Annotated in this window: 13 protein-coding genes and 1 pseudogene; 4 read left to right on the top strand and 10 right to left on the bottom strand. The window is 65.8% G+C overall.

Annotation, left to right across the window (positions count from 1 at the left end; all coding sequences use genetic code 11):
- Positions 1-20: 20 nt before the first annotated feature.
- Together CRO48_RS00985 and CRO48_RS00990 are read left to right on the top strand one after the other, a co-directional pair.
- Complete coding sequence (locus tag CRO48_RS00985; RefSeq protein WP_097135554.1) at positions 21-1,802, top strand: acyl-CoA dehydrogenase; 1,782 nt, start codon at positions 21-23, stop codon at positions 1,800-1,802.
- A gap of 107 nt (positions 1,803-1,909) precedes the next feature.
- On the top strand, positions 1,910-2,659 hold the full coding sequence (locus tag CRO48_RS00990) for a crotonase/enoyl-CoA hydratase family protein (protein ID WP_097135557.1): 750 nt from the start codon (positions 1,910-1,912) through the stop codon (positions 2,657-2,659).
- Between the two features lie 18 nt (positions 2,660-2,677).
- Here CRO48_RS00990 and CRO48_RS00995 read toward each other — a convergent pair whose 3' ends face one another.
- Both CRO48_RS00995 and CRO48_RS01000 read right to left on the bottom strand, forming a co-directional pair.
- On the bottom strand, positions 2,678-3,928 hold the full coding sequence (locus CRO48_RS00995; RefSeq protein WP_097135559.1) for a class I SAM-dependent RNA methyltransferase: 1,251 nt from the start codon (positions 3,926-3,928) through the stop codon (positions 2,678-2,680).
- On the bottom strand, positions 3,925-4,680 hold the full coding sequence (locus CRO48_RS01000; RefSeq protein WP_097135561.1) for a TlyA family RNA methyltransferase: 756 nt from the start codon (positions 4,678-4,680) through the stop codon (positions 3,925-3,927). The genes CRO48_RS00995 and CRO48_RS01000 overlap by 4 nt, the downstream gene beginning before the upstream one ends.
- 272 nt (positions 4,681-4,952) lie before the next feature.
- Between CRO48_RS01000 and CRO48_RS01005 the strand changes: the two are divergent.
- A pseudogene (locus CRO48_RS01005) lies at positions 4,953-6,740 on the top strand (methyl-accepting chemotaxis protein); the annotation flags it as partial.
- Between the two features lie 322 nt (positions 6,741-7,062).
- On the opposite strand, the gene dxs reads toward CRO48_RS01005, so the two are convergent.
- From dxs to CRO48_RS01045, 8 genes are all read right to left on the bottom strand, one after another.
- Positions 7,063-8,982: a 1-deoxy-D-xylulose-5-phosphate synthase gene (gene dxs / locus CRO48_RS01010; RefSeq protein WP_176526612.1), complete on the bottom strand. Its 1,920-nt coding sequence runs from the start codon at positions 8,980-8,982 to the stop codon at positions 7,063-7,065.
- Positions 8,983-9,206: 224 nt separating this feature from the next.
- Complete coding sequence (locus CRO48_RS01015; protein ID WP_097135567.1) at positions 9,207-10,130, bottom strand: pirin family protein; 924 nt, start codon at positions 10,128-10,130, stop codon at positions 9,207-9,209.
- 91 nt (positions 10,131-10,221) lie between these two features.
- A complete protein-coding gene (locus tag CRO48_RS01020; protein ID WP_097135570.1) occupies positions 10,222-10,614 on the bottom strand; it encodes a winged helix-turn-helix transcriptional regulator in 393 nt (130 codons plus the stop codon).
- Positions 10,615-11,080: 466 nt separating this feature from the next.
- Complete coding sequence (locus tag CRO48_RS01025; protein WP_097135572.1) at positions 11,081-11,335, bottom strand: exodeoxyribonuclease VII small subunit; 255 nt, start codon at positions 11,333-11,335, stop codon at positions 11,081-11,083.
- 2 nt (positions 11,336-11,337) lie between these two features.
- Positions 11,338-12,264: a histone deacetylase family protein gene (locus tag CRO48_RS01030; protein ID WP_097135574.1), complete on the bottom strand. Its 927-nt coding sequence runs from the start codon at positions 12,262-12,264 to the stop codon at positions 11,338-11,340.
- Between the two features lie 131 nt (positions 12,265-12,395).
- Complete coding sequence (locus tag CRO48_RS01035) at positions 12,396-12,959, bottom strand: biotin transporter BioY (protein ID WP_097135576.1); 564 nt, start codon at positions 12,957-12,959, stop codon at positions 12,396-12,398.
- A 41-nt stretch (positions 12,960-13,000) separates the two neighbouring features.
- Positions 13,001-13,606: an energy-coupling factor transporter transmembrane component T family protein gene (locus CRO48_RS01040; protein ID WP_097135578.1), complete on the bottom strand. Its 606-nt coding sequence runs from the start codon at positions 13,604-13,606 to the stop codon at positions 13,001-13,003.
- Positions 13,600-14,280, bottom strand: a complete 681-nt coding sequence (locus CRO48_RS01045) for an energy-coupling factor ABC transporter ATP-binding protein (RefSeq protein WP_097135579.1) — start codon at positions 14,278-14,280, stop codon at positions 13,600-13,602. Before CRO48_RS01045 ends, CRO48_RS01040 begins: the two co-directional genes overlap by 7 nt.
- A gap of 101 nt (positions 14,281-14,381) precedes the next feature.
- Between CRO48_RS01045 and CRO48_RS01050 the strand changes: the two genes are divergently transcribed.
- A complete protein-coding gene (locus CRO48_RS01050) occupies positions 14,382-15,575 on the top strand; it encodes a winged helix-turn-helix domain-containing protein (RefSeq protein ID WP_097136051.1) in 1,194 nt (397 codons plus the stop codon).
- The last annotated feature ends 7 nt before the right edge of the window (positions 15,576-15,582 follow it).

The following is a 15,582-nucleotide window of genomic DNA, read 5'->3' on the forward strand; positions in this document are numbered from 1 at the left end:
CAGGATCGAGGAGGGAACACATGTACAAGGCTCCGGTCGAGGAGATCGCTTTCACGCTCCGCCATGTGGCGGGTCTGGGCGCCGGATTGGCGGAAGGCCGCTTCGGCGACCTCTCGGACGACCTCGTCGATGCGATCCTCAGCGAAGCCGGCCGCTTCGCGAGCGACGAGATCGCGCCTTTGGCCGAGATTGGCGACCGGCAGGGCGCGACGTTGAAGGATGCCGCGGTGACGACGCCGCCGGGCTGGCCGGCGCTCTACCGCGCCTGGGCGGAAGGCGGCTGGAATTCGCTGACCGCATCGCCGGAACACGGCGGGCAGGGGCTGCCGCATATGCTGCATGTGGCGACCATGGAGATGTGGAACAGCGGTTCCATGGCCTTTGCGATCGGCCCGACGCTGACGATCGGTGCGGTCGAGGCGCTGAGCGCCCATGGCTCCGCTCGCCTGAAGGAGGTCTACCTGCCGAAGATGGTGTCGGGCGAGTGGATGGGCTCGATGAACCTCACCGAACCGCATGCCGGCTCGGACCTCGGGGTGATGAAGACGCGCGCCGAACGTCGGGACGACGGCACCTACCGCATCTTCGGCCAGAAGATCTTCATCACCTATGGCGAGCACGATTTCACCGACAACATCGTCCACCTCGTCCTGGCGCGCCTGCCGGACGCGCCGGCCGGCACGCGCGGCATCTCGCTGTTCCTGGTTCCGAAATTCCTCGTCGAGGCAGACGGATCGCCCGGTGCCCGCAACGACGTCTTCTGCCACTCGCTGGAACACAAGCTCGGCATTCACGGCTCTCCCACCTGCACGATGATCTATGGCGACGGCAGGTTCGGCGAGGAGCCGGGCGCGGTCGGTTGGCTGATAGGCGAGGAGAACAAGGGGCTCGCCTGCATGTTCACAATGATGAATAATGCCCGCCTGGCCGTCGGCATGCAGGGTGTGGCGATCGCCGAGGCTGCGACGCAGAAGGCGCTCGCCTATGCAAGGCAACGCACGCAGGGCAGGGCGCCAGGCTGGCAGGGACCGGGCATGAGCCCGATCGTCGAGCATCCCGACGTCGCCCGCATGCTGCTGACCATGAAGGCGCTCACGCAGGGCGCACGCGCCATCACCTATGCCTGCGCCCATGCCGTGGACATGTCGCATGCGACTGCGGGCGACGAGGCCCGCCACTGGGCGGAGCGCGCCAGCCTGCTGACGCCGGTCGCCAAGAGCTTCGCCACCGACGTCGGCGTGGACGTCGCCTCCCTCGGCGTGCAGGTCCATGGCGGCATGGGCTTCATCGAGGAGACGGGGGCCGCACGCCTCTACCGCGACGCGCGTATCGCCCCGATCTACGAGGGCACCAACGGTATCCAGGCGATCGATCTGGTCACGCGAAAGCTGCCGCTCTCCGACGGCGCCCAGATGGCCGGACTCGTCGCCGAATTGCGCGGGATCGCAGAATCGGTCGGCGCCTCGAACGATACGGCCTTTGGCGAAACCGCAGCGCGTCTGGCGTCCACGCTGGACGACCTGCAGGCCGCAACGGACTGGCTTTCAACCGCGCTTGCGGAAGGCCGGCAGGCGGATGCGCTCGCCGGCGCGACGCCCTATCAGCGGCTCTTCGGCCTTGCGCTGACCGGGGCCTATCTCGCCAAGGCGGCGCTGGCGGAGGCAGGCGACGGCCGCAAGCACGAGCGGATCGCGCTCTGCCGTTTCACTGCGGAAAACATCATCGCGGAAACCGCTGCCCTCAAGGATCGTGTCGTAACGGGTGCCGCAAGCATCGCGGCGGCACGAACCCTGCTCGACTAGCGCCACGTTTGCGCGGACGAATGTGACCGCGGCGCGGCAGGGCCTGCCGGCGACACCACGGAACGAACGGACGGGCACGGACGCTGCCCTGGGAGGAAAGAAACAACATGAGCGATCATATCCTCGTCGAACGTCCGCAGGCCGCGCCCGGCGTGCAGGTGATCAGGCTGAACCGCCCGGAAAAGAAGAACGCCATCACGCGCGACATGTACCGGATGATGACGGAAGCGCTGCGCGCCGGCGATGTCGACCCGGCCGTGCGCGCCACCCTTCTGCTCGGCAGCGCGGGCTGCTTTTCCGCCGGCAACGACATGGCGGACTTCCTCGCCTTCGCCATGGGGGGAACGATGGGGCGAGAGGTCGTGGACTTCCTGCATGCGCTGACGGCGCACAACAAGCCGCTCGTTTCCGGGGTCGACGGGATTGCGATCGGCATCGGCACGACCATCCACATGCATTGCGACCTGACGATTGCTTCGCCCGCCTCGATCTTCAAGGCGCCGTTCGTCGATCTGGCTCTGGTTCCTGAAGCCGCCTCCAGCCTGATCGCGCCACGGCTGATGGGGCATCAGCGCGCCTTTGCGCTGCTCGTCGCAGGCGAAGGCTTCTCCGCCGAACAGGCAAGGGAGGCCGGCCTGATCTGGAAGGTGAGCGAGGCGGTCGAGGCCGAGGCGATGGAACTTGCAAGCCGTCTGGCGAGCAAGCCGCCGGAGGCCTTGCGCACGTCGCGCGAACTGCTGCGTGGCAACCGCGAGGATATCGCCGGGCGTATCGACGAGGAGGCGCACCATTTTGCCGTGCGCCTGCGCAGCGCCGAGGCCCGCGCCGCCTTCGAGGCCTTCATGGCGAAAAAGTAGCACGGTGCGTGCGGCAGCTCATTTCTCCAGCGTCGCCACCGCCTCGACATGGGGCGACCATAGAAACTGGTCGATCGGCGTAACGCCCGTGATCCGGTAGCCCCCGGCAACGAGGATCGCGAGATCGCGGGCGAGCGTTACCGGATTGCAGGAGACGGCTGCGATCTTCTTCACGCCCGAACGGGCCAGTTCGCGACACTGATCCTCGGCGCCGGCCCGCGGCGGGTCGAAGACGACCGCATCGAAAGCTTTCAGCTCCGAGGCCATCAGCGGTCGGCGGAACAGGTCGCGCTTTTCCACCGTGACCGGTTTCAGCCCCTGCGCGTGACGGGCCGCATGGTCGAGCGCCTTCAAGGCCCTGTCGTCGCCTTCCACGGCATGGACGCGCGCGCCGCGCGCCATCCTGAGCGCGAAGGTACCGGAGCCGGAAAAGAGATCGGCCACACGCTTGGCCTTGCCGACATGTCCGAGCACGAGGGCCGCCATGGCATCCTCCGCTTCCTTTGTCGCCTGGGTGAACCCGCCGGGAGGCGGTGCGACGAGCACGCCGCCGAAGTCGAGCTGCGGCTTCTGCGGCTCGATCAGCACCTCCGCGTCGCTGGAGACGCGGGCGATGCCGCGCAGCGCAAGCACGCATTCCGTCACCGCGCGCCGCTGCTTGTCTCCCACCTTGCGAACGCCCTCGAAGGCGATGTCGAGCCCGGACAACGTTTCCAGGACGGTCAGCCTGAAACCCTGGCTATCGGTCGCAATGGCTGCGGCCAGCGCGCGCAGCACATCCAGCCGCGAGACGATGCCGGGGCTTGCGACGGGACATCGGTCGATGTCGACGATGTGATGGCTGCCGGCCTGGTTGAAGCCGAGCAGCATGCCCTTTTCGGTCTTGCGCACGGTGAAGACGACGCGTCGGCGTTCGCCCGGCGCGCAGGGGATGAGGGGGGCTACGGTCGCAGACAGGCCTTTCGCCTTCAGCGCGTCTGCGACGATGCCGCGCTTGAATTCGCGGTAGAGCGTGTCCGAGGCATGCTGGAGCGAGCAGCCGCCGCAGGTGCCGTTCCGGCCCTCCGGCCCGAAATGGTGGCAGGCGGGCGCTATTCTGTCCGCCGAGGCGACCGAGGTGGAGATCACCGTTCCCTGGTTTTTCACCCGGGCGATCGCCACCGTCTCTCCGGGCAGCGTGAAGGGCACATAGATCGGGCCGTCCGGTCCTGGGGCGATGCCGTCCCCGCCGCTGCCAAGCCTGCCGATCGTCACCGTTTCCGTGCTCATGCTTTCAATCCTGCGAGAAGAAATTCCTGGTTGCCGTCGCCGCCGGCAATGGGCGAAGGGATAATACCGAGGCTCTCCCAGCCCATGTCGTCGCGCAGCCAGCGCTGCAGTTCGTCGGCGATCGCCGGTCCCGACGCGGGGTCCCGGAGAAGCCCGCCCTTGCCGATCGCATCCCGCCCGGCCTCGAACTGCGGCTTGACCAGAAGCACGCAGAAGGCGCCGGGGCGGGCGAGCGTCAGCGCCGGCGGCAAGGCGAGCTTCAGCGAGATGAAGGAGACGTCGGAGACGACGCCATCGATCGTGCGGCCGCCCAGATCGTTCGCGCCCAGGACGCGGGCATTGAGGCCCTCGAGACTGGTGACGCGCGGATCGTCGGCCAGCCGCGGATGCAGCTGGCCGTGGCCGACATCGACGGCGACGACGTGGGCGGCGCCGCGGGATAGCAGAACCTGCGTGAAGCCGCCCGTCGAGGCGCCGATGTCCAGGCAGGTCTTCCCGGCGGGATCCAGGCCGAAATGATCGAGCGCTGCGACCAGTTTCAATGCCGCGCGTGAGACGTAGGCGCGCGCGGGGTCGTCGAGCCCGATCTCCGCGCGGGCGTCCACGACCGTGCCGGCCTTCTTCACCGTCCGCCCGTCCACCGTCACCGTGCCGCGCGCGATCGCGTCGCGCGCACGCGAGCGGCTTTCGAAAAGGCCGCGCGTGACCAGCAAATGGTCGAGGCGCTGTGATGATGGGCTCTGGTCGGACATGGCCTCTCATGGCGCGTCGTCGCGTCCATGGCAAGGCGATTTCCGCGGAATATCCGGGTGAGGCGTCCGCGGCAATGCATTTGCGGGAGTCGATAATTCATAAAGTCTTTATGTGAAATTCTTACAAATACGGCGATTTTGGAGACTGGCGATGTCTCCCGTGCGCCATGACTGCGCCCGCGCCACGCCTCCCGATCATGTCCCAGCATTATGACGCCGCTCGCAGCCACATCCTCCCATGCGCGCGTGCGCCCGGCCCGCAGGAGTTTGCAATGTCGTCCAGGAATATTTCGCTGAGCGCAAAGCTCAGCGTCACGTTTGCGGGGTTGATCCTCGTTTTTCTCGCCGTATCCGGCATAGTCTATGCCAAGGCGCGCACGTCGCAACTCGCCTCCGAAAGCCAGCTGCGCGCCGAACGTCTCGTCAATGTCATCGATGCCGCCTTGCAGGCGATGCTGGAGCAGGCGGTCAACCAGCGCGGCTTCCTGCTCTTCCGCAGCGACAGCACCTATGGCGACGTCTTCGCCAACCGCGAAAAGATGCTGAAGAACATCGAGGAGGCAAAGCAGATCGCGGCCGGCCAGCCGGACATGCTGAAGTCGATCGAAGCGATGCAGGCCGCAGCCGACGTCTTCCACACGCAACTCGCCCTGCCGCAGCTCGAGGCGCGCAAGACCACCGAGGCGCCGATCGCAGAGATCATCGAAATCGGGCGTAACACGTCGAAGGGGCAGCTGGACGTTTTCCGCTCCGCCGCCGCCACCGTCAAGGAGCAGGCTGGCAAGTGGTCCGCGCAGCAGGTCGAACAGCAGGCCCGGGCCAACGCCGATCTGTCGCTCACGCTCATCGTCGGCATGCTCGCCGCGATCGCGATTGCCGTGCTGCTCGCCTGGCTTCTGTCGCGGGCGATCGTCCGGCCGATCATCGGCATGACGGCGGCGATGGACAGGCTTGCGGGCGGAGACAACGATGTCGCAGTGCCCGCGCTCGACCGGAAGGATGAAGTGGGGCGCATGGCCAATGCGGTCCTGATCTTCAAGCAGGCTGCCGTGGAGAAGCTTAGGCTTGCCGGTGAAACCGAGCGCATGCGCGGCGATGCCGAGCGCCAGCGCCTCGATGCCGACGCGCAGAAGAAGCAGGAAGCAGCCGAACTCGGTACCGCCGTCGAAGCGCTCGCCGCAGGGCTTGCCGGCCTTGCCGATGGCGATGTCGGCTATCGTATCCACACCCCTTTCGCCGCGCATCTCGACCGCCTGCGGCTGGACTTCAACGCCTCGCTCGACAAATTGCGCGGCGCGCTTCGGTCGGTCGGCAATAATGCGGCGGCAATCAATGCCGGAGCCTCGGAAATCCTTTCGGCGGCCAACGACCTGGCGCGGCGCACCGAGCAGCAGGCCGCTTCCGTCGAGGAGACCGCGGCGGCACTCGAAGAGGTGACCGCGACGGTCCGCGACTCCGCCAAGGGCGCAGAAGAGGCAGGCCGCCTCGTCGAGCATACCCGCAAGGGTGCGGAGCGCTCCGGCGAGATCGTCCGCAACGCCGTGTCCGCGATGCATGCCATCGAGCGCTCGTCGGGAGAGATCTCCAACATCATCGGCGTCATCGAGGATATCGCGTTCCAGACGAACCTGCTGGCGCTCAATGCCGGGGTGGAAGCCGCACGGGCCGGCGAGGCCGGCAAGGGCTTTGCCGTCGTTGCCCAGGAGGTCCGCGAACTCGCACAGCGCTCCGGCAACGCCGCCAAGGAGATCAAGGCGCTGATCACGACATCCGGTCAGCAGGTCCACTCCGGCGTCGAGCTGGTCGAGGAGACCGGCAAGGCGCTCGAGGCGATCGTCGGCGAAGTGCAGGAGATCAATCGCCACGTCGCGGCCATCGTCGTCGCCACGCGCGAACAGGCCACCGGCCTGCACGAGATCAGCACCGCCGTGAACACCATGGACCAGGGTACGCAGCAGAACGCCGCGATGGTGGAGCAGCAGACAGCCGCAAGCCACAGCCTGGCGCAGGAAGCGGCCGCGCTGAACGCCCTGCTGAGCCAATTCAAGCTCGGCAACGCGCGCGATGGTGCCGCAGACGCCCGCCCTGCCCAGAGGCGCGCTGCCTGATCTTGACGCCGCGCGCTGACAAGAGCGCGCGGCGTCCGAACACATGCGCTGCTTGGATGTCCGCGGCCGGCGTGCGGAGGGCTTGACGAAGAACGCCCCGACGACCTTCGAAATGAAGGCCAAGGACTTCTATCCCCAACGCTGATCCTGATCGTGTTCCTGATCCCGGGCCCCGGCCAGCCGGTAAAGGCGCAGCCCCGAGGCGGAACTGATCCCGAAAAGGCGGCAGTGTATGCTCTTCCGCCCTGGCCATGCAGGTGAATTTTCGGCGGGATCAGCCGGCGGCGCCGACGCCGAGATCCTTCTGGCCGAGCGCCTTGAAAACGGCCGAAACGATGCCGGCGCGGTCGAGGCCCGACTTGGCATACATCGCCTCGGGCTTGGCCTGTTCCATCCAGGTGTCGGGCAGGATCAGCGGCCGCACCTTGAGCCCGCTCTCCAGCAGGCCCTCATGGGCGAGGAACTGCAGCACGTGGCTGGCGAAACCGCCGACGGCGCCCTCTTCGATTGTGATCAGCACCTCGTGGTGTCTGGCAAGCTGGCGGATCAGGTCCTGATCGAGCGGCTTTGCGAAGCGGGCATCGGCCACCGTCGTCGACAGTCCCGCCGCATCGAGATCCTCGGCCGCGAGCAGACATTCCGAAAGCCGCGTTCCGAACGAGAGCAGTGCCACCTTCGAGCCCTGCTTGACGACGCGTCCCTTGCCGATCGCAAGGACTTCGCCGCGTGCCGGCAGGTCGACGCCGACGCCTTCGCCGCGCGGATAGCGGAACGAGATCGGGCCTTCGTCATAGGCTGCGGCTGTGCGCACCATGTGCTTCAGTTCGGCCTCGTCAGCCGCTGCCATCACGACGAAGCCGGGCAGCGAGGCGAGATAGGTCGTGTCGAACGCGCCGGCATGCGTCGGCCCGTCCGCGCCCACGAAACCCGCCCGGTCGATCGGAAAGCGCACCGGCAGGCCCTGTATGGCGACGTCATGCACCACCTGGTCGTAGGCGCGCTGCAGGAACGTCGAGTAGAGTGCGGCAAACGGCTTGTAGCCTTCGGCGGCAAGACCGGCGGCAAACGTCACGGCGTGCTGCTCGGCAATGCCGACGTCGAACAGACGGCTCGGGTAGATGCCGCCGAACTTGTCCAGGCCGGTGCCGTTCGGCATCGCGGCGGTGATGCCGATGATCTTGTCGTCGTGGGCGGCCTCCTCGATCAGCGCGTCCGCAAAGACAGCGGTATAGGAGGGCGCGTTCGGCTTCACCTTCGCCTGGGCGCCGGTGATGACGTCGAACTTGTTGACGCCGTGATATTTGTCGGCGGCGGCTTCCGCCGGGGGATAGCCCTTGCCCTTCTGCGTGACCACGTGGATCAGGACGGGGCCCTTGGCGTTCTCGCGCACATTGCGCAGCACCGGCAGCAGGTGGTCGAACGAATGGCCGTCGATCGGGCCGATATGGTAGAAGCCCATCTCCTCGAACAGCGTGCCGCCGGTCACGTAGCCGCGGGCATGCTCTACCGCCCGCGTGATTGCCCGGTCGACGGACTTGCCGAGATAGGCCGTCATCTTCTTGCCGAGTTCGCGGAAGCCCATGTAGGTGCGGCCCGAGGCGAGCCGCGCCAGATAGGCGCTCATCGCGCCCGTCGGCGGGGCGATCGACATGTCGTTGTCGTTGAGGATGACGATCAGGCGCGCATCGAGCGCGCCGGCATTGTTCAGCGCCTCATAGGCCATGCCGGCCGACATCGCCCCGTCGCCGATCACCGCGATCACGTTGCGCTGCGTACCTGAAAGCTCAGAGGCGACCGCCATGCCGAGGCCGGCGGAGATCGAGGTCGAGGAATGGGCGGCGCCGAAGGGGTCGTATTCGCTTTCGGCGCGCCGCGTGAAGCCGGAGAGGCCGTCTTCCTGCCTGAGCGTGCGGATGCGGTCGCGCCGCCCGGTCAGGATCTTGTGCGGGTAGCATTGATGCCCGACATCGAAGATCAGCCGGTCATGCGGCGTATTGAAGACCTTGTGAATGGCAATCGTCAATTCCACGACGCCGAGACCGGCCCCCAGGTGGCCGCCGGTCATCGAGACGGCATCGACCATCTCGCTGCGGAGCTCGGCTGCGAGCTGCGGCAGGGCGCTGTCGTCCACCTTCTTCAGATCCGCCGGGATGTTGACCTGGTCGAGCAGGGGCGTGGCTGGCAATTGTCTCACTCTTGATGCGCTGTTTGCGGATAGGCGGCTGGGCCTCATTCGGGCGCAGCCGAAATCCTCTCGTTATCTGTCATTGCCGAATGCGGCGCTGTTTGCAACCTTTACGCCAGAATAGTTCGCCATTCTGGTCAAGGAAACCGTGGCATGCGTCGCATTCGGTGTCTCCTGACGTGACAAGTAGGCATTGTCGGGGCAAAGCACCATCCCCAGGCTTATCCCCAGGCTCAGTTTTCCGGCAGCGGAATGAATTCTTCCTCGTCGCCGGGGACGATGTCGAAGCGGCCCGTACGCCACTCTTCCTTCGCCTGTTCGATCCGCTCCTTAGAGGACGACACGAAGTTCCACCAGATATAGCGCTTCGAGCCCAGTGCCGCCCCGCCGAACAGGGCGACGTGACAGCCTTCCGCGCCCGCCTTGAGCGTTATCGCGTCACCGGGACGGAAGACCAGCAGCCGGTCAGGGCCAAAGAGGTCGCCGGCGACGTCGAGTTCGCCGGAGAGCACGTAGACTGCGCGCTCTTCCCAGTCGGCTGCAAGCGGAGCGCTCGCGCCGGGGCTCAGCGTCAAATCGGTGTAGAGCGTGTCGGTCGCCACTTTGACCGGCGAGCGGTGGCCCTCGTAGTGGCCGATGATCACGCGCCCGCTGATGCCGTTGTCCTCGAAGACGGGGAGCTTGTCCCGCGTCGCATGGACGAAGGCGGGATCGACCTCCTCCTGCCCGTCTGGCAGGGCCAGCCAGGTCTGCAGGCCGGAAAGGCCGTGCGGATGCCCGCGAACGTTCTCGGGCGAGCGTTCGGAATGGACGATGCCGCGTCCGGCCGTCATCAGGTTCAGGTCGCCGGGACGGATCACCATTTCCGTTCCCAGGCTGTCGCGATGCTTGATCTCGCCGTCGAAGAGGTAGGTGACGGTCGAAAGGCCGATATGCGGGTGGGGGCGCACGTCGATCGCGTCACCGGCACGAAACAGCGCCGGTCCCATGCGGTCGAAAAAGATGAACGGGCCGACGAGGCGGCGCTTGGCGGTCGGCAGCGCACGCCGGACCTCGAAGCCGCCGAGGTCGCTGGTGCGCGGGATGATCAGGTTTTCGAGCGCGTTGCAGGCGGCGGAATCGCCTGCAACGGGGTCCGGTCCGGGGAAAAAGCTCATGTCTCGCCTCCTGTCCTTGGTTTCAGGCAGTGAACAGGAGGCCGTGCAGGCTTGCAAGGAATTTGCCGGCCAGCTGTTGTGAACGGACTGTTCAGGTCAGCGGGACGGGGACCGTCTGCTCGTCGAACGACCTCTGCGCCGCCTCGATCTCGGCACTGTTTTCCTGAACCCATTCGACGAGCTCGCAGACCGGCTTCATCAATTTGAAGCCGAGCGGTGTCAGTGCATAATCGACGCGCGGCGGGATGGTGGCAAACATCGTGCGGGTAACGAGCCCGTCACGTTCCAGATAGCGCAGGGTCAGGGTCAGCATGCGCTGGGAGATGCCGGTGACCTGCTTCTTCAGTTCGTTGAAACGCAGCGGCCCCGCGCGGAGCGCGCCGATGACAGAGAGCGACCACTTGTCGCCCACGCGGTCGAGGATTTCACGGCTGCCGCCGGTGACGGTCTGTCGGTATTCGGGAGTTTGGGAATGACTTAGCATCTTATGGCCTTGCTTTTTGACTTGGGCAATCTGAGCGGCTGGGCTTGCCGGCTGAACGCTCCAGTGCGGGTGTTGGCGGGGCAGGGGGGGAGGAAGTTCCCTGCCGTCCGCTTTTTCCGCTCGTCGTTCCATGAGCCGTCTGCCGCCTGTGATTGCCATTGCGTCGCGTGCCGTGGGAGGGACGGCACTAATATACGAGTGCCCCATTTATTGAGGTAGCTCCATATATGGGGGCTACTTGATATGATCCGGTGAAAAAATCAACACCCTAGATATCATTTTGCAAACTTGGGCGACCCCAAGGCTGATCGTGACAATTCTGTGTGTCCGGGAAAAGTGGCCCGAAACGACACTGAAAACCCGGCGTCCGACGGCCGGGTTGGCGGGTGTTGCGGGGGACTTTCCGGCGAATACCGGGAATGTCACGAATGCGTGACCTTTGCCGTGAGCGGCGGCCTTACGGCAGTCAGCCGTTGTCGAGCGGCTCGACGCCCTGCGGCGCTCCGGCGCGGTCGAGCCTGATCTTCTCGATTCGATTTTCGGCAGCGCCCAGCAGCTTCTCGCAGTGCTTCTTCAGCGCTTCGCCCCGTTCGTAGATCTCGATCGATTTGTCGAGGGCGACGTCGCCGCGCTCCAGCGCGGCCACGATCTTCTCCAGCTCCTCCACGGCCTGTTCGAAGGAAAGGGCGGAAACGTCCGCGGCGGTCGTCAACGTTGTCATGATTATCCTCTCATCAGCCGGTGGATGTGCGTGGCGGCCGATTCGGCCAGCCCCTGCAGGTCGTAGCCGCCTTCCAACAGGCTGACCACCCGGTTTGAGGCGGAGCGCTCCGCCACCTCCATCAGCTTTGCCGTGGCCCAGTCGAAATCGTCGGCCACGAGGTGAAGCTGGGCGAGGGGGTCGCGGTGGTGGGCATCGAAGCCGGCCGAGATGATGATCAGGTCCGGGCGGAAGTCAGTCACCCGCGGCAGCACCCGGCTTCTGAAGGCTTCGCGGAAATGATCGCTTCCGGTTTCGGGCGACAGCGGCGCGTTCACGATGTTGCCGGCGCCGGTCTCGTCCTTTGCGCCGGTGCCAGGATAGAGCGGCATCTGGTGCGTCGAGCAGAACAGCACCGACGGGTCGTCGAAGAAGATGTCCTGGGTGCCGTTGCCGTGATGGACGTCCCAGTCGATGATTGCGATGCGCTCCACGCCGTGCGCCCGTTGCGCGTGCCGGGCGGCGATCGCGGCATTGTTGAAGAAGCAGAAACCCATGGCTTTCGTCTTCTCGGCGTGATGGCCCGGCGGGCGCGAGGCGACGAAGACGTTGTCAGCCTCGCCGGCAAAGACGGCGTCCACGGCGGCGATTGCGCCGCCGACGCCGGTCAGCGCCGCCTGCAGGCTGGCGGGACTGGCATAGGTGTCGGCCTCGAACTGGTTGATCCCTTCCTCGGGTATCTCGGCCATCACGCTGCGCAGGTGGCTTTCGGGATGCGCAAGCAGAACGAAATCCTCGTTTGCCTTTTGGGCCTCTCGCCGCACGAGCGGCTGAAACCGCTCGTGCTCGAGCGCAAGGTTCAGCGCCCGCAGCCTGTCCGGTCGCTCCGGGTGGCCTTCGGGGGTCTTGTGCTCAAGGAAGATCGGGTTCTCGAAGAGGATCGTCGTCATGGTTCGACGCTACCTTCTGTCACGGGCAGGGTCCACGGGAAATGGGTTCCAACGCGCTGTTTTTCAACAGCCGCCGGTCCGTCACCATCTGTTCGCGCGGACGATACGTGGGCCGGTTGCGTCTTGAGAACTCAGGTCCTGATCGGCAGTAGCGGATATCCCGCCTGGACCGCGCGCGCCGCCAGCATCGCCACGACTGCCTTGATCAGGTCGCCCGGGATGAACACGAGCGAAGCGATCGCGGTCTCGACAAATGCCTTGCCGCTCATGAAGGACAGCCATGCGATGCCGAGCAGGTAGACGACGCCGATGCCGCCGACGACGGCTGCGAGGAAGAAGCTCGCGAACTGCATGAACTCCGTCTGGCTGTCGCGCACAAGCCGCTCGGCGATCAGCCCGGTGACGAAGGCGCCGGCAATCCAGCCGACGAGATAGCCGGCGGTAGGCCCGGCAAAGACGGCAAGTCCGCCCCGACCGCCCGACAGCACTGGCAGGCCGATCGCGACCAGAAGAACGACGAGCAGGCAGGCGGCCGCGCCGCGCTTGGCGCCGAGGATGCATCCCGCCAGCATCACGCCGAGCGACTGCGCTGTGATCGGCACGGGAATGAAGCCGAAGGTGATCGGCGGCAGCATGCCGAGCACGACAATGATGGCTGCGAACAGCGCGACGAGGACGATGTCTCTGGTGCTCATGGAGGTGCCTGCTGCCTGTCTCAGTGTTGGCGTTATCGAGGTTATTGCCGCCGAAAGCCGCGGGCGTCAATCGCCATCGCGATCGTATCGGCGTCCTTGAGGGTGAGGATGACAAGCGGCACGAGTACACCGAGCGGCCGCGCGCGCAGGCCGCGTGCGCGATGCGCCTCGCGGATGTCGCCGTACCGTGCCAGGATCTCCGGTGCAAAGCGCAGCACCAGCCCGACGGCAAGGCTCACATCGGCAGCCCGCAGCAGTCCAAGCCGTTCCAGCGGGCGCAGCAGCACGGCAATTTCGTCCATGAAGGCCGAAACGGTGGTGGTCGCCGTCACCGCCGCTGCCAGGAGAACCAGCGTGCCAAGGCGGAAAAGGACGGCCAGCGCGTCCGAAAGCGAGTGAAACAGATAGTTCGCCAGGGCCACCAGAAGCACGGTGAAGAGGACGAAGCGTACGCGCCGAAACGCCTCGCGCAGTCCTATGCCGGTCGAGGCGTAGAGCCCGGCGGCAATGATCGCAAAGGCGACTAGGAGCCACACGTTGGAGACGGCAAAAAGGCCGGCTGCCACGGCGAAAAGCACGATCAGCTTCAGCCGCGCCGACGTCCGGTGCAAAAGCGTCGTGCCCTCGATGTCGAGCCCGGTCAGCATGCGGCGATCTCCCGGTAGCGCGAAATGGCGTCCTCGGGAGGGGCGTCGGCGGCAAGCCTGCCCTGATGAAACAGCAGCACGCGATCGAAGCTGTCCAGCAGACCCAGGTCGTGCGTGATGACGATTGCCTGTTCGGGAAGGTCGGCCACGGTCTTCTCGATGAGGCGGCGGTTCTTCAGGTCCAGCTGGTTGGTCGGTTCGTCGAGGATCAGCACGTCCGGGCCCGTCACCATCACGCTTGCGATGGCGGCGAGCTGGGTTTCCCCGCCCGACAGTTCGTGGATGCGCCGACGGGCGAGATGCGGGATGCCGAAGCGCTGCAGCACCGCTTCCGTCCTGCCGGCGATCTCGGTGGCCGAAAGGCCGCGGTTCTTCAGCCCGAACGCGATGTCCTCCGCCAGCACCGGCAGGATCATCTGATGCTGCGGGTTCTGGAAGATGAACCCGGCCCGGCCGCGCGCCGCCTCCTCGTCGGCGACGGTGTCAAGGCCGCCGATGGTGACGCGGCCGGTCGTCGGGCGCACCAGCCCGTTGATCAGCCGCGCGAACGTCGTCTTGCCGGAGCCGTTCAGGCCGATGATGCCGATGCGTCGTTCAAAAAGCGTCAGGGACAGCGGATGCAGCGCAGTTCGCCCGGCGAAACTGACCGACGCGTCGCTGAAGACGATCTCCAAATTGGCACTCCCCAACCGGTAAGGTGAGGCGGCTATAGCCGGTTCGCCCCGCAAAGGAAACCGGGTTGGAAGGCGTGGGAATATATGCCTATCATGCGCCCATGACGATTCTTCTGAAGAACGCGGATGCCCGGCGCATCTTCCTGTCAAAGCAGGGCCTCAGCGGGCCGCCCGGTCGCCTGCTCGGCAAGGACGGCCTGTTGCAGCTGATCCAGGACATCGGCTTCGTCCAGGTGGACAGCATCGCCACCGTCGAACGCGCGCACCACCAGATCCTGTTCTCGCGCAACCAGACCTACCGCCGCGAGCATCTTGCCGATCTTCTGGAGAAGGACGGCGAACTGTTCGAGAACTGGACGCACGACGCCTCTATCATTCCGAGCGCCTTCTATCCCTATTGGAAGCACAAGTTCCGCCGCGAGCACGCGGCGATCCTCGATCGCTGGCGCCGCTGGCAGGGGGAAGGGTTCGATTCCAGCTTCGAGGAAACCTACCGGCGGATCGCCGAAGGGGGTGCTGTGATGTCGCGCGAGCTGAAGGCGGCCGAGCACGAATCCGGCGGCTGGTGGAACTGGCATCCCAGCAAGACGGCGCTGGAGTATCTCTGGCGTACCGGCAAGGTTGCGATCGCGCGCCGCGAGAATTTCCAGAAGGTCTACGATCTGGCCGAAAGGGTTCTGCCCGGCCGCCACCACGAGCCGGAGGTGGATCACGACGCCTTCGTCGACTGGGCCTGCCGCAGCGCGCTGCTGCGCCTGGGATTTGCGACGCATGGCGAGATCGCAGCCTTCTGGGACCTCGTTTCGCCGGACGAAGCAAAGGCATGGATCGATGCGCGCAGGCCTGAATTGTGCGAAGTCCGCATCGAGCCGCTGGATGGTGGCCGGCCAAGGCAGTCCTTTGCCTTTGCAGGCTTCGACGAACTGGCACGGAAGGCACCGGAGGCGCCGGCCCGGTTGCGGGTGCTGTCGCCGTTCGATCCGCTGATCCGGGACCGCAACCGGACGGAACGGCTGTTCGGCTTCTTCTATCGCATCGAGGTCTTCGTGCCGGAGCCGAAGCGCCAGTACGGCTACTACGTCTTTCCGCTTTTGGAAGGCGACCGGCTGGTCGGGCGCATCGACATGAAGGCGGATCGCAAGGCCGGCGAGCTCGTCGTCCGCAGGCTCTGGCTGGAGCCAAAGGTCAAGGCGACGTCCGGCCGGCTGGAGAGGCTGGAGGCGGAACTGGCGCGCCTTTCCCGTTTCACAGGCGTCGAGCGCGTCCGTTATCTCGACGGCTGGCTGGGCGACTGAAACCGGC

Origin of the sequence: Rhizobium subbaraonis, from assembly GCF_900220975.1 — a bacterium.
GTDB classification, from domain to species: Bacteria; Pseudomonadota; Alphaproteobacteria; order Rhizobiales; family Rhizobiaceae; genus Mycoplana; species Mycoplana subbaraonis.